Source organism: Chryseobacterium sp. C-71 (assembly GCF_020911865.1).
In the GTDB taxonomy this organism is placed as follows: Bacteria; Bacteroidota; Bacteroidia; order Flavobacteriales; family Weeksellaceae; genus Chryseobacterium.
The window spans coordinates 878,293-897,265 of record NZ_CP087131.1 but is presented as its reverse complement, the minus strand read 5'-3'; the positions used below and the strand labels follow the sequence as shown (position 1 = coordinate 897,265).

General features: G+C 36.1%; 13 protein-coding genes. 10 read left to right on the top strand and 3 right to left on the bottom strand.

From position 1 onward, the window contains the following. Positions 1–285: 285 nt before the first annotated feature. Complete coding sequence (locus LNP04_RS03960; RefSeq protein WP_229985280.1) at positions 286–834, bottom strand: TetR/AcrR family transcriptional regulator; 549 nt, start codon at positions 832–834, stop codon at positions 286–288. Positions 835–1,050: 216 nt separating this feature from the next. Between LNP04_RS03960 and LNP04_RS03955 the strand changes: the two genes are divergently transcribed. From LNP04_RS03955 to LNP04_RS03945, 3 genes are all read left to right on the top strand, one after another. After that, on the top strand, positions 1,051–2,115 hold the full coding sequence (locus LNP04_RS03955; protein ID WP_229985278.1) for an NAD(P)-dependent oxidoreductase: 1,065 nt from the start codon (positions 1,051–1,053) through the stop codon (positions 2,113–2,115). Positions 2,116–2,133: 18 nt separating this feature from the next. Then, positions 2,134–2,559, top strand: a complete 426-nt coding sequence (locus LNP04_RS03950; protein ID WP_229985277.1) for a DUF2141 domain-containing protein — start codon at positions 2,134–2,136, stop codon at positions 2,557–2,559. Between the two features lie 805 nt (positions 2,560–3,364). Then, complete coding sequence (locus tag LNP04_RS03945; RefSeq protein ID WP_229985276.1) at positions 3,365–8,632, top strand: GEVED domain-containing protein; 5,268 nt, start codon at positions 3,365–3,367, stop codon at positions 8,630–8,632. 109 nt (positions 8,633–8,741) lie between these two features. Here the strand turns inward: LNP04_RS03945 and LNP04_RS03940 are convergent, their stop codons facing one another. Together LNP04_RS03940 and LNP04_RS03935 are read right to left on the bottom strand one after the other, a co-directional pair. After that, a complete protein-coding gene (locus LNP04_RS03940; protein ID WP_229985275.1) occupies positions 8,742–9,434 on the bottom strand; it encodes a hypothetical protein in 693 nt (230 codons plus the stop codon). A 640-nt stretch (positions 9,435–10,074) separates the two neighbouring features. Continuing rightward, complete coding sequence (locus tag LNP04_RS03935) at positions 10,075–12,069, bottom strand: ATP-binding protein (RefSeq protein WP_229985274.1); 1,995 nt, start codon at positions 12,067–12,069, stop codon at positions 10,075–10,077. Positions 12,070–12,368: 299 nt separating this feature from the next. Between LNP04_RS03935 and LNP04_RS03930 the strand changes: the two genes are divergently transcribed. The 7 genes from LNP04_RS03930 to pgl all read left to right on the top strand — a co-directional run bounded on the left by LNP04_RS03930 (position 12,369) and on the right by pgl (position 18,935). Then, positions 12,369–12,653: a hypothetical protein gene (locus LNP04_RS03930; protein WP_229985273.1), complete on the top strand. Its 285-nt coding sequence runs from the start codon at positions 12,369–12,371 to the stop codon at positions 12,651–12,653. A gap of 193 nt (positions 12,654–12,846) precedes the next feature. Next, positions 12,847–13,158: a hypothetical protein gene (locus LNP04_RS03925; RefSeq protein WP_229985272.1), complete on the top strand. Its 312-nt coding sequence runs from the start codon at positions 12,847–12,849 to the stop codon at positions 13,156–13,158. Positions 13,159–13,168: 10 nt separating this feature from the next. Further along, positions 13,169–13,753 (top strand): Crp/Fnr family transcriptional regulator, encoded by a 585-nt coding sequence (locus LNP04_RS03920; RefSeq protein ID WP_229985271.1) that lies wholly within the window; start codon positions 13,169–13,171, stop codon positions 13,751–13,753. Positions 13,754–14,262: 509 nt separating this feature from the next. Then, on the top strand, positions 14,263–15,138 hold the full coding sequence (locus tag LNP04_RS03915) for a pirin family protein (protein ID WP_229985270.1): 876 nt from the start codon (positions 14,263–14,265) through the stop codon (positions 15,136–15,138). A 146-nt stretch (positions 15,139–15,284) separates the two neighbouring features. Continuing rightward, the gene (gene gndA / locus LNP04_RS03910; RefSeq protein WP_229985269.1) at positions 15,285–16,703 is read left to right on the top strand and encodes an NADP-dependent phosphogluconate dehydrogenase; all 1,419 of its coding nucleotides are present in this window, start codon (positions 15,285–15,287) and stop codon (positions 16,701–16,703) included. 12 nt (positions 16,704–16,715) lie between these two features. Then, a complete protein-coding gene (zwf, locus tag LNP04_RS03905; protein WP_229985268.1) occupies positions 16,716–18,197 on the top strand; it encodes a glucose-6-phosphate dehydrogenase in 1,482 nt (493 codons plus the stop codon). Between the two features lie 27 nt (positions 18,198–18,224). Further along, on the top strand, positions 18,225–18,935 hold the full coding sequence (gene pgl / locus LNP04_RS03900) for a 6-phosphogluconolactonase (protein ID WP_229985267.1): 711 nt from the start codon (positions 18,225–18,227) through the stop codon (positions 18,933–18,935). The last annotated feature ends 38 nt before the right edge of the window (positions 18,936–18,973 follow it).

The window sequence follows — 18,973 nt, the reverse complement described above, 5'->3', positions numbered from 1 at the left end:
GAACAATCAAATATTAAGGGTCTATAATCAGTATTAGTTCCTAACCCTTTGTGCATTTGTAGACACTGTCAAGTAATTGATAGTTAAAGTCTTTGTATTTCTTTGCTAAATGAAATGCCATTGTTTATCTTAAAAACAGAATTTATTGTAAAGACTTTGTTTTTCCTAGCGATAAAAAAACGCAAGACTATACGAAAATTGTAAAAAAGTATAGATATTAAGCAAAGCAAAGCTGTTTCAATTATTTTCGAAAGACAATGATTTAAAATGCAAACAGATTAATTCCTATAATTTATTGAGTTTATTGACCAGATAACTAATCATCTGTGCGACACTTTCAGCAGGTTGGGCAAAATCATTTTCAATCCAGTTTTTGATGACAGCAATGCTTCCTTTTTCACCGAATTGATAGGCCATTTCCAGAAAAGGTTGTGTTTCCGGGGTGAGTTCGATTTGATTTTCAACCGGAAAATGATTTCTAACATTGGTCAGGATGCGAGATAAAATTCCGCTTCCGTCACCTTTGCTGAAAACTATTTTACTCATCTCTTTGTCATTTTCCAGCAGTTGGCAGCTCAGCAATATCACCTCGTCCATTTTATAGCTTTTACGTAGCACGGCCGATAATTTTTCAAAAACTTCTTCTTCCAGCTCCAGCAATATATCCATTGGAATTGTATAATGTCGATAAAATGAATTTCTATTGACATCTGCTGTTTTACATAATTCCGTTATGGAGATTTGGCTCAGTTCTTTGTCCTTCAATAAGTCAAACAATGCCTCTCGAAGTACTTTCTTGGTATACTGTACACGTCGGTCTTTTCTTAATTCCATCTTAATTTTTTTTATTTACGCTACAAAATCACTGATTTTTGTTTCCTATTAAACAGAATTCATTGGTTTGCAACGCTAATATTATCTCTAAGTAATAGTTTTACAATGCGATCGTAATCAAGCATCATGTTAGATAATGAACAAAATGTATAACAAATATATATTTTATTTCTTGCGGTTGCGATTGAATAAACAAATCATTTTTAATCTAAAACAATGAAAGATACAATTGTTACTACAAAAAAGAGAATTCTTCTCACTGGTGCGTCGGGAACGGTTGGTTTTGAAACTTTGAAGCATTTGATGAAAAATCCCAATTATGAAATTACCGTTTTTGATGTGAAAACTCGAAAATCCGTTAAAAAATTAGCTCCTTTTCGTAACCGTGTGGAGATTGTTTATGGTGATATCTGTAGTGCTTCTGAGATGGAAAAAGCGAGTCAAAATAAGGACGTTGCCATTCATTTGGCGGCAATTATTCCGCCCTTTGCAGATGTAAATCCCGAATTGGCTTACAAAGTCAATGTGCAGGGAACAGCAAATCTCATTCACGCTTTGGAAGAAAAATCACCTCAATGTTATTTGCTCTTCAGCTCAAGTATTTCGGTGTATGGGGATCGTATTAATAACCCCGAAATCTCTGTGAATGACCCATTGAAACCTAGCCCGGGTGATCAATATGGTGAAACTAAGGTATTGTGTGAGCAGGCAATCGTAAAATCAAATTTATCTTGGTCTATTTTTCGTTTGGCTGCCATTATGGGTAATCATAAAATCTCAAAACTGATGTTTCATATGCCGCTCGATACGCCGATGGAAATCTGTACACCTGAAGATACGGGACGGGCTTTTGCTAATGCAATTGCTTTTCAAGACCAGCTTGAAAACCGGATTTTTAATTTAGGTGGAGGAGAAGACTGCGTTATCTCTTACCGCTCCTTCCTTGTGAAAATGTTTGATGCATTTGGACTTGGTAAAGCCAATTTTCCTGAAAAAGCGTTTGCGGAGAAGAATTTTCATTGTGGAATACTATTTGACGGTGATCAACTAGAGGAAATCATCCGTTTTCGTCGACAGAATTTAGCCGATTATTTCGAGATGGTTCATCAACAGGTAAATCCTTTTCAGAAAAAAATAACCATTCTTTTTAGAAACTTTATTAAACGCTGGTTGCTTTCAAAATCGGAACCTTATCAGGCTTACCGAAACGGGAATGAAGAAGAAATGGAACATTTTTTTAACAAAAATGAAAAAAAAGTTATAGAACCGGTTTATCAATAAACTTAAAAAACAAAACGTATGTTACAGAAAATAATAGGGATAATATTCTTGATTACCATCAATACAACTCTTTTTGCACAACATCATTTTACGGTGGAAGTATCTGATTTAGTGCCTGATAAAGGCTCTGTCTATCTTGGGCTTTACAATAAGAAGGTTGGTTTTTTGAAGGAAGATATTGCCTTTGCCAATGCTAAAGTAAAGGTTGCGGGAAATAAAGTGAGTTACATATTTAAAAATCTACCTGTCGGAGAATATGCCGTTGCAGTTTACCAAGATGTGAATAGCAACGGAAAATGCGATCGAAATATGATAGGATATCCAACTGAAGGATTTGGGTTTTCCAAAAATTACAGACCCAAACTTTCCGCTCCCGCATTTGATGATGTGAAAATTGCAGTCAAGCAATCCACTAAAGCCAGTATTGCTTTGATTGGGAATTGAGTCGGTTCTGACATACAGAATCTGTCCGGAACGGTCAGCTAAAATAAACTTTCAGAAGTCATCGATTGTTTAGCTTCCTTTGCGTGGTAATTTTTGTAGTCAACTTTTTCTGCTTCTACCAATACGACAAAGGATTGACTTTTCCTGTTTTTTCCAAGTCCAAAGCATCAGGGAAATACATTCTGTGCGGCTCACATCACGATACTGATGTATGGAATACCGTATGGTTTGTCTGAATTTTTACAATAAAGCTCCTTTGTCGAGTTTCTAGGCTGCAATAGTTTCAGAAATCTGAATATTGCAATCGTTTTAAATTTTGTGAAATACAGTTTAATGAAAGAATGAAAGCAAAAATAAAAAAGTTTTTCTTCGGAAATGCTTTAGCAATTGTATGGATCATTGAATGCTGTTAAATAGTTTTGTCAAATATAAATACACTGATGCAGGATAATATGAAGTAATTCTGTAAAATTTTTTACCAATTATATAGTTGCTATTTGATGCATAATTATTTGGTTAATGTCAATGGTGATAGGTGTTTGTTCATATTTGTGTAATATTATATTTATTGTATTTTTTTTAAATTATGATAATGTTTATTGTATTTTAAGTGATAAAAAATTGCTGATTTCATAAAAATAATTAAATTTGTCCATTACCAAATTACTAATTTTATGAAAAGCCGCTCTAATTTTTTACAGTTCTATTTCTCTTTAGACGATGATATTCCTTAAAATGTTCTTTTATACAGATAAAATCACTACGTGTAATTTCGCAAATAATGTATAATTCAGAATATTTAGATATGAATAAATTTTTACTGACTATAACCTTTTTCTTAGCCTTTATAGCTGAAATTTCAGCGCAATGCGCTGCGGTTCCGGTACCTTTTTCAGAATCATTCAGTGCCGGTGTGTTACCCAATTGCTGGATAAGCCAAAACCCAACCACTACATCAACAAGTACGTATGTCAAATGGAGATTTTCGGGAGCGGCAGGATATGGTTCTACAGGAAATGGTGGACGACCTGCAGGAACATTTGCATGGGTAGACGCAAGTTCGCCTTACGCCAACGAACATACTGTAGAATTGCTTACTCCTCAAATAAACCTTACAGGATTGACAAATCCGTATGTAAAGTTTGAATGGTTTAAAAATCATTTAACATCACTTACCGGAACTGTTCCCAATTATGAACACAATCAGCTGAAGCTTGAGATAAATAGTGGAGCAGGATGGATACAGATTTGGGCAAGCAATACAAACGATCCTGAATGGAGAACGGTTGGTGTTCCTTTGGCTGCAACATATGTGGGAGCAACAGTTCAGCTTAAATTCACTGTTGATAAAGATGTAGCCGGGAACGGATATTTCTACGATGATGTTTTATTAGATGAGATCCAGGTGATCCAGGCTCCGACCTGCTTTGAGCCGACAACTCTTCCGGTGACGAATGTTACTCCTAGTTCAGGAACAATCAATTGGACTGCACCTTTAGCTCCAGCTCCGGCTCCTGCAAACGGATATGAGTATTATTATTCTCCTACCAATACTCCTCCAGTTGCTGCTACCGTTGGAACAGCAACTCCAGGATTGACAGCTGGCATATCGCCATTGATTTCGGGAACTACGTATTATTGGTGGGTAAGATCGGTTTGTTCAGCTACTGATAAATCTCCCTGGGTTGCAGGTACTCCTTTTACACCGGGTCAGATTGGTGGCGGAACTGCCACGCATGCTTACTTGCCTGTTTATTCTTGTTCAGCATTTAATTATTCTCAGCAAATCTATACTGCTTCAGAAGTTACAGGGGCTGTGGGGACTAATACTTATATTACTTCTATTAAATTCTATGTTTCTACGACTGGAACTACACAGGCAAACTACAATCAATGGGTAGTTTATATGGGAAATACGGCTCAGACTGATTTTGCAACAACTACAAGTTGGGTTCCTTCTTCATCTTTAACGCAGGTTTATACCGGTACTTTACCGGCAATGACTGCGGGAACTTGGGTTACAATTCCGTTGAGTACACCTTTCCTTTGGGATGGAACAAGCAATGTGGTAATCGCTGTAGATGAAAATGTTACAGGAACTTCATGTACTGCCAATTGGGGTAGCTATTCTGCAGGAACGAATAAAGGAATGTTGTACTATAATACAACCACAAATCCTAATCCTGCAACTCCGCCTACAGCTACAAGCAGATATTCTGTAATTCCAATTATCCAGATGGTAGGAACATCTTTGGTGCCTTGTACAAATACTCCTCCTACCAATATTGCAATGAGTAATGTATCGGCAACTTCTGCGAATGTTTCGTGGACACCTGCTGCCGGAGCCACATATGTTTTAAGATACAGATCGCTTCCCGGTGGAACCTGGACCACAGTCAACCTTACAACACCTTTGACAAACACCTATACTATAGATGGTTTATTGGAATTTACTCAGTATGAAGTTGAAATAGAGACTGTTTGTAATGGAAGTCCTGCAGGAGCATTTTCTACTCCTGTCACCTTTACAACACCCGGAGTTTCATGGTGCCCTCATGCTGCACAATATACCAGTGCAACATATGGATGGATATCTAATGTAACAGTAAATCCTGTAGGATCTACCTCATTAAACAATACATCTGCGCAATCTCAGTATACTGATTATTCTACAAATCCTGCTTTGAATCTTACTCTTGTAAGAGGTACTCAAAATAACTTGATTTCTGTAGGAAAAACATGGCCGGGAACTCAATATGCAAATTACACCAATGTTTGGATTGATTTTGACAGAGACGGTATTTTCGATACAAGCGAATTGATATACAGCAGCGGAGCCAGCACTTCATCACCTGTTTCGGGAACATTCAATGTTCCGACAGTAACCTATAATGGTACTAATGCAACAAGAATGAGAGTTGTGGTTTCCTACGCAGCTGCCGCTGGTGCATGTTCCGGAAACACCTATGGAGAAGTTGAAGATTATGCTGTCAGATTTATTGATCCTGTACCTTGTACAAGTGCTGCACCTACCAATTTAACGGCGACAAATCTTACTCCTGTGAGTGCTGTTTTATCATGGATGCCTGCACAGGGAGCAACATCTTATATTGTACAATGGAGAGCCGTAACTACTCCTGCTTCAGTTTGGATTCCGGTAACGCCAAATCCTACAGTGAGTACTCATACGCTTACAGGCTTAAATGAGCAAGTTCAATACGAGTTTAGAGTAGCTTATATTTGTAATGGTGTGCAAGGTAACTTTTCGGTGCCTGTACAGTTTACAACACCTGCAATTTCTTGGTGTCCTCATGCTGCACAATATACGAGTGCAACATATGGATGGATATCTAATGTCAATGTAAACCCCGTAGGATCTACAATATTAAATAATACTTCTGCACAATCTCAGTACACTGATTACTCTGCCAATCTGGCTTTGGAGCTTACCCTTGTAAGAAATACTCAAAACAACTCTATTTCTATTGGGAAAACGTGGTCAGGTACTCAATATGCAAATTATACTAATGTATGGATTGATTTTGACAGAAATGGAATTTTCGAAACCAGTGAGCTGATATATACCAGCGGCTCTAATGCTTCATCACCTGTCTCAGGAACGTTCAATGTTCCGGCTGTAACTTATAATGGTCCTAATGCGACAAGAATGAGAGTTGTAGTTTCCTATGCAGCCGCTGCTGGTGCGTGTTCTGGAAATACATACGGAGAAGTTGAAGATTATGCAGTTAAGTTTATCGATTTGCAGCCATGTAGTACAACGGCTCCGGTGCCTACAGTCTCTAATATGACCTCTTCCACAGCGTATGTATCTTGGATACCTACTGCTAATGCTACCTACAGAATCAGATGGAGACAAGGAACTACAGGAGTTTGGCAGTTGCAGCCTTTAGGTTATGTAGAACTGGCTGCCGGACAAAGTTTTTATAATATTACTAATCTTTTAGAGCAGACAGCCTATCAGGTACAGATTCAGGCAAAATGTGGAACTACCTGGGGTGCTTTCGGTGCTTCAGTGAATTTTACAACTCCTTCATTGACATATTGTAATATGATAGGAACGGGAATTAACGATTACATTTCTAATGTGAAAGTAACACCGGTGAATTTTCCTTTAATGGATAATACATCTCTTCAGACTAATTATATCAGCTATACCACTCCGGCCACATTAATTAATTTAGAAGTGGGATCTACGGGAAACCAGCTTTCGGTTTCTAAAGCTTGGGAGGGTACTACTTATGCCGATGCTGTTTATGCATGGATTGATTGGAATAGAGACGGTGTATTTGCAGATTCTGAAAGAATAATGACTTCAGCATCAAGTACAACTAGCCCTGTAACGGCCACATTTGATGTTCCATCAGCAGGAATCTATACAGGGGCTTATACAACTACCATGAGAGTTGCTTTGAAACGTGGAAGTGCTCCGGTAATCTGTGTTGACCCTGTAAATGGTGAAGTGGAAGATTACGCTGTAAAATTGAGACCTTGTAGTAATAATACCCCAACCAATTTAAATATTAATCCTGTCACTCATAATTCAGCTACGGTTAACTGGACGCCAGCAGCAAATAACAATGCTTTTGTTCTGGAATACAGAGCGGTGACAACACCTGCTTCCAATTGGACGGTTATCAATGCATCAGTTCTTGGAGGTAATCCTCCGGTACAGCTTACAGGATTAACTCCGGCTACAACTTACGAAGTAAGAGTGGCTGCGGTCTGTGGTAGTGGAGGTGCTGGTAGCTATACACCAGTACAAACATTCACAACAAGATGTGATCCTACACCTCCGAATGTAACGGTAACAAACATAACTTCAACATCAGCAGTTGTAACGTGGAATCCATTGGTTCCTAATGCGACTTACATCATCAGATACAGACCGGTAGGTACTGCAACATGGATTACGCCTACAGCACCTCTTCCACCAGCTAACTCTTACACTATTACGGGATTGACATCTTTTGTAATGTATGAAGTACAGGTAGCAAATATCTGTGCTGGTGAAACGGTTCCAAACCCATGGTCAAATCCTCAGGTATTTACAACAGTAAGAGTTTGTGAAATACCTCCTCCGGGATTAACAATTACTATATTAACGCCAACAAGTGCAGAGGTAGTTTGGGATGCCTATACCGGGGCAGGAGCAACAGGAAGTTATGTTTTAAGATATAGAAAAGTAGGTATTCCTAGCTGGACGAATATTTCGGTGAATGTCAATACATATACAATTACAGGTCTGTTAGAATTGACCAAATATGAAATGCAGGTTGCAAATGTTTGTAGCGGAACACCGGGTAATTTTACCCCGCTCTACTATTTTACAACACCTACAGTTGTGTATTGTCAAATGGCATCTGCTAATTCAGCAACAGAGTTTATCTCTAAAGTTACCACAAAACCTACAGGTAAACCTGAAATGATCAACGAATCTTTGGGATCTAACTACACAGATTATACAGGTGACCCAATGAAACATATTGAGCTGGTGCAGGGTTCTACAGGAAATCAATTAATTATTGATAAAACATTAAGCAACGATGGCAAAGCAGGGGTAGCAGTCTGGATTGACTTCGACAGAAATGGATATTTTGATCTTCATGAAAGAATTCTCGCTGACGGCCCAAATGCAAATCCAACGGCGAGCGCAACATTCAATGTTCCTGCAGATGCGTTTGTAAGCATGACAAATTACAAATATGTAGTAATGAGAGTAGCGATGCAAAAAGATGGAATCCCGGTGAATTGTCTGAATTTTCCTAACGGTGAGGTAGAAGATTATACCGTGAGAATTTCTAAGGTGCCAGTTGCCAATTCGTTAAATCAGGATGAAATTCTAATCTACCCTAATCCGGTAAGTACTATCTTAAATGTTAAAAACATTAGTGCAAAAGCTAATTATAAAATTTACAGTGCTTCCGGAAGATTGGTGTCATCGGGTCTGATTGTAAATAACGCAATTGACGTAAGCAGTCTGATAAACGGATTGTACATCATCGATATAGAAGATGTAAAAGGTACGGTGAAGAAGAAATTTATTAAAGAATAATATAAACTTAGTTTTTTCTGTAGCTGTGTGGTATCCAGATGCAGCTATAGTTTAAAACAATAAACAAATCCTCTCAATCATTTTGAGAGGATTCGTTGTTTTTACAATGTTACAATGGTGTCGGTGTCGGATTTTCCGGCAGACCGCTTGGCGTGTTGTAGATGATGTAATCGTTGTATTTGGCTTCATTGGTTTCATAGAAAATATCCTGTCCGATGCCTGCATATTTGCTGAGTAATCTGTAGAGCCTGTTCAGCGCTTCGATGCGTCCTTCCGTTGCAAGATTGCGGTCAGATATGCCTTTTGCCTGAGCATCAATGGCTGCATCCAAAGTTTCACGTTGGGTTGTGAGCGTAGTAATTTTATCCTCAGTGAGCCCTTCTTCAGCAAGTTCCGTCAGATATTTCGTGGCGGTTGCGGTCATGGTTTTGGCGATACGCACCAGTCCAGAATCACTTTGCTGGCTTACTGCTGCATTGCCAAATTCCTTGTACCTCGCACCGAACTGTCCGAAAACATTCTCTGCCATATTGAAAATGCTGCGCATGGTTTTTTCCAAGGCACTTCTTGCGGCATCTTTTTGGGCAGTCAGATCCATTTTAATGGCTTCCAGCTGCTCATCATTCGGGTAATTTTCCACGGCGGTGCGTGCTTCAATAAGCTCTGTTTTCTTTGCAGCATTGTAGCCACGGTCTGTGAACTCGGTGATGTCTCTGTCTATCAAATTCATCAACTCATCTGCTTTCTGTTTCAACACAGAATCTGCAATGATGAAATCTCTTTTTACCTGATCTTTTTTCATAATGAAATTTTTTGTTTGTGTTTATAAATTGAACTTAATAATCGTCTACAATAACTGGTATTTCGTTATTTGTATCTTTTTAAAGGCGGTGTAAAGTGTTGATATGTAATAAATTGTGCTTGATTGCCTCAACTAAGTGCTTGAACGCTTCAACTAAATGCTTGATTGCGGCAACTAAACGATTGAACGCCTTAACTAAATAGTTGATCGTCTCAACTAAACGGTTGAATGCTCTGACGAAGCGGTTGAAAACCATAACTGAACAGTTGAAAGCCTGATCTAAACGCTTTTCTGCTGCTTCTTACCAGTTTTTCGGTTGTATGAACTGATAATTTGAAATGAGTTGAAAATTGTGGAGTTGGCAAAGATTCTTGCGCGTGCGGAAGGGTAAATTGTGGTAATCATCATTTTGTTTTTTTTGTGTGTTCTGATCACAAATATAAAATTAATATTGAAAAAATAGGTTTATCCGATAAAAAATTTCTAAAAAAAGTTATCGTGGTTGATATCGTACAAAACCCCCGCTTGTGGGCGAGGGTTGTTGTTTGTATTCTGCTGGCGTTAACATATTGCTCGTGCCCGTTTGTTTTTTTTAGTGGAAGCATGAGCGCGAAGCTTGCGCTAAAGGGGTAGCGGATAATTATTCTAATTGTAGCTTCTTGAAAAATATTTTATTTCTCAAGGTTGCATCATCCATCATTTTTTTAAAGCTTAAAACTTCAACATACATATTATAACCTCTATGAAACCCAAAATATCCTTCATCATCAGGACTTTTTGTTAACGAATGAAGATTTTCTGCAAACTCTCTGATTTTTGTTGTTAAATCACAAACAATGTAAGAATAAACAGGAGTGAAGTCATTAACTTTTATTTTTTCTAATCCTTCTGGCATTTCATATTTTCCTGCTCTAATATCTTTAACGTATTTACCAACTTGCATTATTGGATCGTCATCTGCTGTGTAGTTTTCTCTTTTAGGGCGTTTAAATTCAAATATAGTCAGAGGATTACTGTAATTATTATCTCCACTTCTAAATGATTGTTTTTTATCAAAAACTACCAAATCAGGTTCCCCCAAAGCATCTTTTTTCGTAGATATTTTTTTATCAGAAGCTACATATTCAGAAAAAATTAATCTTTCGTCCAAAAGCCATAAGTTATGATCTTGATAGTCACAATTTTCAGAAGTTTTCCCCATTGGAAATATTAGATTATGAACCTCTTTTTCTAATTCTCCCTTGCCATTTTCATTTCTTTTCAGTGACTGTTTAAATGCATCGAGAACGATTTTTCTATTAAACACATAATGTGCTAAATCACTCTTTCCTATTTCTGAAATTTTTGATATAGCTTCTGCCATCTGCCCATTATAAGAAACTTCAGGATTACTTAAAAATTCTTTAATTTCTGCTCTGGTCTCTTGCTCTCTTTTAAACTTTACCTCTTGTAATGCAAGTTCAATATTTTCATCTTTTAAATTGTAAGGTATAGTTGAAATATCTAATTCATTTAGGTAAGATTTATGCCAAGGAGCAGATTCATTAACATAGTTTCTTATTTGTTCACTTTTTTTCTGAACTCTTAGCTGTATATCTTCTCCAAATGAATTCTTAGATAACTCACTTGCTTTTTTTTCAAGATCTACTTGGCTAAAAGGAAAGTATATGTCTTTAGATTCCTTTGGGAAGTCAAAAGTTTCACGTTCTAAAGACACATTCTCATCTAAATATTTACCTAAAATGTAAGTCTTTATTATATAATTTTTTCTAATTCCATTTTCATCCTCTTCAAAAAACTCATCTTCAAATTCTGGAATATATTTATACAGTGGCGTGTCAGTTACCTCTCTATTGTGTCCTGTTAAACTAATCCTACTTTTTTGATTTCCAGGATAGTAAATTTTAAATACTTTCGCTGTAAATTGATTTTCTTCATTTTTGTCATCATAGAGGAAGAAATCTTCACTTTTCCAAAGTTTAATTTCATTGATTTCTGTAAGGTAATCGTTTAGTACAATAGAATGATTTCCTTGTGCTTCCTTTAAAATTATTGTAGGAGCTATAAAAGTATCATTAATGAAATATATTAGTATTTTGTCAAGTATCTTTCGGGCAATTGTTTCTAAATGCTTATCAAATGTGTGTCCTGACTTAATATTTTCAAGAGTTACTGTGCTAAATGTATCACTAGCTGTAGAAGGTGTGATTTTTTCATCAACAATAATTTCGTATTCTTTACCAAAACGAAAATATCTTAATTGCAGAATATTTTGTGTATCTATAAAAACACTGTTGACATATACATTATCAAAATACTTTACATACATAAATCGACCAAATCCCTTTCCTCCTATTGACTTTTTATATTCACTATAAAAAGTATCAAAACTATCTCTATTTTCTTGTGTAAATCCAATTCCATTATCTTTTATTTCTATAGTTTTCACATTTGGAATAGAATTTTCAAACTCGATAATATTTTCCCTATGAAGAATTATTTCAATTTTACCATTAGTAATTTGTTTCAGAACAATTGATTGTATTGAGTTAACAATAGCTTCAACTATTGGAGTGTAAATATTTGATTTACTTCGTATATTGTCAATTGTTCCTTGTATGTTTATTCTACTCATATGGCCGTTGGTAAATAGTTTTTAATGTTATAAGAATAAGATACTTCTTTCCTCTCTAAGACTTCATTTTCGTAAATGTAAATCAATTACAATTATTTTGCAACAATTTTATCATGCAAAAAAACTTTACAAGTTGCTAATGTTTCTTTATATGTGAAAAATGTAATGTAATTATTTATGTAACATAAAATGTTGTCCATTATTTAAATTATAATCAAATTAAAAACAAACCCTCCCACGTAACAATTTGTTAACACTAAATAAAAATATCGCCTTCTGAAAAGGTGTAATTTTACTTCATGGGAAAAAAGAAAAAAAAGGTAACGAAAGAGCAGTTGGATGAGCTGAAAGGTTTAAGAAAACAGCTTTCACCGCAGTTATCTATTGACAATAAAATCAATACTTTGATTCAGGTAAGTCAGGTATTGAGAACGATAAATTTGACGAGTACTTTTGCAAGCAATATCTCTACAGAGTTTACCGGACTGGAAGTTTTCGGAGAACGCTATAACAATTTCCCGAGAATAACTTCTGTGATTGATGATGCGATTCTTTTTTACGACGAGCAGCTTAAGGCTTTTTAAATCAAATAATAAGTAAGTTATTAAGACTTTAATAAAATAGAGATTTGCCCAGTTGGCAGGTCTCTATTTATTTTTTGCATAAAAAAATTAGAGTTTCATGATTAATTAAACTAGTTAAATGTGCGAGGTTTTTTATTGCCATAAATTTGCCACATAAAATTAAGAATAGGCAAGAATTCAAACATAAATACATATGAAAATATTAAATTTTTTGGTCATAGGAAAGAATAACGAAATTCTTGAAACATTAAAAAGAATCATCGAAAATAATGAAGGTTGGAAAGCTGAGGTTCAAAGCGATGAAAATATCTGTTATAATTACATCAAAGAAAATCAGGTAGACATCGTTCTTTTGAGTTCTGGTTTAGAGGAAGAATTTGAAAATCATATTAAAGTATTTTGCGAAAATTTAGATAAAGAAGTTAAGGTTATCGACCATTACGGCGGAGGAAGCGGACTTTTAAAGAATGAAGTTTATACACTTTTCCCTAATTTGCAGCCATAAACTTATTTTTATGTTTGAAAATATCATCAAGAACGTTACCCGTTTCATCGATCTTAACGCTGATGAAGAAAAATTCTTTACAGATTTACTGGTTTGTGAAACGATTCCTAAGAAAACAATTTTACTTCGGGAAGGTGAAATTTGCCAGTTTGAAGGCTTCATCCACAAAGGTTGTTTAAGGGCTTACTATCTTGATGATAATGGTTTTGAAGTGACGATTCTATTTGCTATTGAAGATTGGTGGATTAGTGACATTGCTTCATTTCAGGATCAGAAACCTTCCAATTTATATATTGAAACCATTGAAGATTCAGAGATTTTTATGCTGAATCCGATCACCAAAGAAAAGTTGTTGCAGGAAATTCCAAAATTTGAAAGGGTATTCAGAATGTTGGTTCAGAGAAATCTGTTTACGCTCCAAAACCGTCTGGTGAATACTATTTCCAAAAGCGCATCAGACCGGTATCTGGAATTCATAAAAGTGTATCCAACGATCCCAAAAAGAGTTGCGCAGTATTATATTGCTTCATATTTGGGTGTTTCTAAAGAATTTGTGAGTACAATCAGAAAGCGTTTGGCAACTAAAGAAAAATAATTTCTATTATCAAATAATAATACTCTGGGAATTCCCCTCCTTTGGAAATCGAGGAACGAGATTCGCCGAATCAATTAAATAAATAAAAAATATTGAGGCACTAGTGGCGAAAATTCAAAGAATTTTTGACGGGGTGGTTTATACATGGCGTGTAAACTATCCTGTCTTTTTGTTTAAGAAACTTACCTAAATTATCCAAGAATGAGTTGTAATATGTAAATCGACATATGAAAATGGAGCGTTAAGAAAATTAAAATTTAAACCGTTAAAAAATTCCCACTGTTCGAAGCGCGAGACAAATATTCTAATGATAACTAATTTCGAATTTGCGCAAGTTTGGGAATTTTAGGATTGAATTTTAATTTTTAGCGGAAGTTTCCAAGTCTTGAATTTTTGTTTCTTTTGTTTCAAGACAAAAGAAAATTTAATTTATTAAACTAGTTAAATGCACAGCAATTCTCATCACCATAAATTTGTCTTATCAATAACGAATAAACAACAAAACAGATATGGACAGAAAAGATTTTTTAAAGAAAGGATTACTCGGAACAGGAATGTTCGTAGCAACTGCTTCATTGGGAAATACAATGAAAAATGAGATTGACGAAATAGAACCATTGGAACCGATTGGATACAATCATTTACCCAATACAGATTCAAAAATCAAAGATAATTCGGTCATTCACAAAGCCGATTCCAGAGGAAAGGCAGACCACGGCTGGTTGGTGAGCAATCATACGTTCAGTTTTGCGAATTATCACAATCCTGAAAGAATGCACTTTGGTGTTCTTAGAGTTCTGAATGATGATAAAGTAGAGGCGGGAAGAGGTTTCGGAACGCACCCTCACGACAATATGGAAATCATCAGCATCCCTTTGGAAGGTGATTTGGAGCACAAAGACAGTATGGGAAATTCGGCTATTATTAAGAGTGGAGATATCCAAGTGATGAGTGCCGGAACCGGAATCATGCACAGCGAATTCAATAAAAATAATGATAGTTTGGTGAAGTTTCTACAAATCTGGATATATCCAAATAAAAGAAATGTGGCACCAAGATATGATCAGATTACTTTAGACAAAACAAAAGGTCAGAATAAATTCCAGCAGATTCTTTCTCCCAATGCAGATGACGAAGGCGTTTGGATTCATCAGGATGCCTGGTTTCACTTAGGAAACTTCGAAAAGAATGTTGAAACCAACTACCCAATCAAGAAAAAAGGAAACGGTGTGTATGCTTTTATTTTAAAAGGAAGCGCAGAAATTGAAGGACAAAAAGTGGAAACGAGAGATGGTTTCGGAGTTTGGGATGTTTCAGATTTAAATATCAAATCAACAACTGAAGGTACAGAAATTTTATTGATGGACGTTCCAATGACGATGTAAAGAAGCTTGAAGATATTTTGAATGTTTACAGATTTTTAGTTGATTAAAACTACCATAACCATTGAAAGAAAATTTCGGATAATTTTTTTACTGGTTTGCATTTCCGTAAATTTGACCCGTAAAAATAAAATAAATCTTAAGTAAGAATGGAAAAGTATAATTACGGGGTCATTGGTCTCGGTGTAATGGGGCGAAATCTTCTTTATAATATTGCCGATAACGGCTTTTCAATTGCAGGATTTGATCTTGACGAACAAAAAATAAAGGATTTACAGGAAGGTGCTGCTTCAGAAATGAAGGTAATAGGTACTCAAACTTTACAAGATTTTGTAGCCGCATTAGAAAGCCCGAGGAAAATTATTCTGATGGTTCCTGCAGGAAAGCCTGTAGATGCTGTTTTAGGGAACATCACCCCACTTTTAAGTGAAGGAGACATCGTGATTGATGCAGGAAATTCTTATTTCAAAGATACTGAAAGACGTATTGCTGATTTAGCCTCAAAAAATCTACATTTTATGGGAATCGGAGTTTCGGGAGGTGAACAGGGAGCGAGAAGAGGACCAAGTATTATGCCCGGAGGAGATTTAGAAGCTTTTAAATTAATTCAACCGATGCTGGAAGCTATTTCAGCAAAAGTGAATGGAGAAGCTTGCACAGCTTATATGGGAAAAAGTTCTGCCGGAAACTATGTAAAAATGGTTCACAACGGAATTGAATATGCCATCATGCAACTCATCAGCGAATCTTACGATTTATTAAGAAAAGGAGCAAAACTGAATAACGATCAACTATACCAAGTTTTCAAAGAGTGGAACAACGGTGAGATGAATTCTTTCTTAATTGAAATCACGAGAGATATTTTCAAGCAAAAAGATGATTTGACAGACGGTTATCTTGTTGACCAGATTTTAGATAAAGCAGGAGCAAAAGGAACCGGAAAATGGACTTCCGAACAAGCCATGGAAATTGGTGTTTCTATCCCGACTATTGATATTGCCGTAACTTCAAGAATCTTATCAGCTTACAAAGAAGAGCGAGTGAAAGCTTCTCAATTATATTCTAAAAATGAAATTGTAAGTCCTGAAAATACAGAACAGTTCATCAAAGAAGTTGGCGAAGCACTTTATTTGGCAACATTAATCAGCTATGCACAAGGTTTGGCATTGTTGGTAAAAGCATCTGAAGAATATCAGTTTGAAATTCCTTTAAAAGATGTTGTCAAAATTTGGAGAGGAGGCTGTATCATTCGTTCGGTTTTATTGGAGAAATTCTACTCAGCATACACGAAAGACACTAATTTATCTAATATTTTATTAGACAAAGATATTTCTGAGATCGTTAAAAATAAAATCTCTTCATTAAGAAAAACTGCGGCATTTGCTGCTTCAAACGGAATTTCAAGCTTAGGGATTCAGACCGCTTTAGGATATTTTGATGCGTACACTACAGAATCTTTGCCGGTTAATTTGATTCAGGCTCAGCGTGATTATTTCGGAGCACATACCTATCAGAGAACAGACAGAGAAGGTGTTTTTCATGCATCTTGGCAAACTGCAAATAACTAATATTCGGAAAAAATGAGTGAAAATAAAATCCTGCAGCCAACGACAATCATTATTTTTGGTGCAACGGGAGATTTAGCCAAAAGAAAACTCTTTCCGGCGTTTTATAATTTATACATCGATGGCAGAATGCCGAAAGGCTTCAATATTCTGGCACTCGGAAGAGCAGATAACAGCGATGAATATTTTAAAAATTACATCAAACAAAATCTGGAACAGTTTTCAAGAAAGAAAGTAACTTCAGAAGATTGGGCTGGGTTTCAGGCACATATTACCTATTTCCAACATCAGCTGGATGAGGAGAGTTCTTACAAAGATTTGTACCAGAAATTAGAAAAATTTGACACTGTCTACGGAAAAAGAGGAAACAGATTGTTTTACTTATCCATCGGGCCAAATTTCGTTTCTACGATTTCCAATCATATCAAAAATACTTCATTAGCATCTGATCCTCAAAAAGACAGGATCATTATTGAAAAACCTTTCGGACACGACAAACAGTCGGCAATAGAGCTCAATAGTTTGCTGGCCGAGACTTTCGAAGAAGAACAGATTTACCGTATCGATCATTATTTAGGGAAAGAAACGGTACAGAATATCTTGGCTTTCAGATTTGGAAATTCCATTTTTGAACCTTTATGGGACTGCAAACACATTGAATCTGTACAAATTACGGTTGCTGAAGAAGTGGGTGTAGAAACCAGAGGAAGTTTTTACGAACAAACCGGAGCACTTCGTGATATGATTCAGAATCACTTGCTGCAAATCCTTTGTATGGTGGCGATGGAACCACCAGCTTCTTTGGAATCAGGCGAAATCCGGGATCGTAAAGTAGATGTTCTGAAATCAATCCGAAGAATTTCATCCGATAAAGTAGATCATTACGCCGTGAGAGGCCAATACGGAAAAGGTACTATCAATGGAGTTAAAGCCAAAGGGTATCGCCAAGAAGACGGAATTGCTCCTGATTCAAATACAGAAACTTTTGCAGCGGTAAAATTCTATCTGGATAACGAAAGATGGCAGGACGTTCCTTTCTACGTTCGCACAGGTAAAAAAATGCAGGAAAAACATTCCTATATTACGATTCAGTTTAAACCGCTTCCACATTCTACATTCTCTGAAAGTTCACAATTGTTGTCTGCCAACAGGTTGATTATTAATATACAACCTTTAATGGATATCAGATTGCAGTTTATGGCAAAACAACCAGGGCTTTCTTTGGTTTTGAAGCCTGTTGAAATGATTTTCGATAATTTTGCCTGTCAGGAAGATACTCCGGAAGCTTACGAAACCTTATTGCTGGATGCACTTATTGGTGATCTTACTTTGTTTATGCGTTCCGATCAGGTAGAAGAGGCTTGGGATGTGGTAAAAACAATTCAGGAGACTTGGGAAGGTAGAAAAGATTCATCTTTTCCGGATTATGAAGCGGGAAGTTGGGGACCGGAAGACAGTATTGCTTTGGTTGAAAGACAAGGCCACAGCTGGGTTTAGGATGATTTAAATTTAAATAAAAAGAAAATGAATATCACCGTATTTGACGATTTAGATACATTATATAAAAAAGCAGCCGATAGTTTTGTTGAATTATCAAAAAAATCGATTAACAGACACAATCGTTTTACCGTTGCACTAAGCGGAGGCTCTTCTCCGAAAGCAATTTTTAATTTGTTGGCGACTCAGGAATATGCAGATAAAATTGATTGGAATAAAGTTTACTTTTTTTGGGTTGACGAGCGTTGGGTTCCTTTAAATGACGAAAAAAGCAATGCAAAAATGACCTTTGAAGCACTTTTTGATAAAGTTCCTGTCAATAAAGACCAGATTTTCCGGATGTATAAAGACGGAATTGAACCTGAAGAATATGCTAAAGAATATGAGCAGGAAATTAGGAATGTTGTCGGTGATGAAGGTGTTTTTGATTTTATTCTTTTAGGAATGGGAGATGACGGTCACACGGCTTCTTTATTTCCTGGTGAGAATATTTTAGACGAAAATGAAAAGTGGGTGGATGCCTATTATCTAAAACCTCAGGAAATGTTCAGAATCACTTTAACTGCTCCAATTATTAACAAAGCGGAAAATATTTTGGTTGTAGCATTCGGTGAAAATAAAAAACATGCTCTGAATGAAGTTTTGAATGGAGAATACAATCCAAAAATGTATCCGTTACAATTAATTAACAAAAAAGAAGGATTTGAGTTCTTTACGGATGAAAAAGCAATGAGTTAAAATAAATTTTTAAATTTTGCTTAAAATCAGCTTTAAAA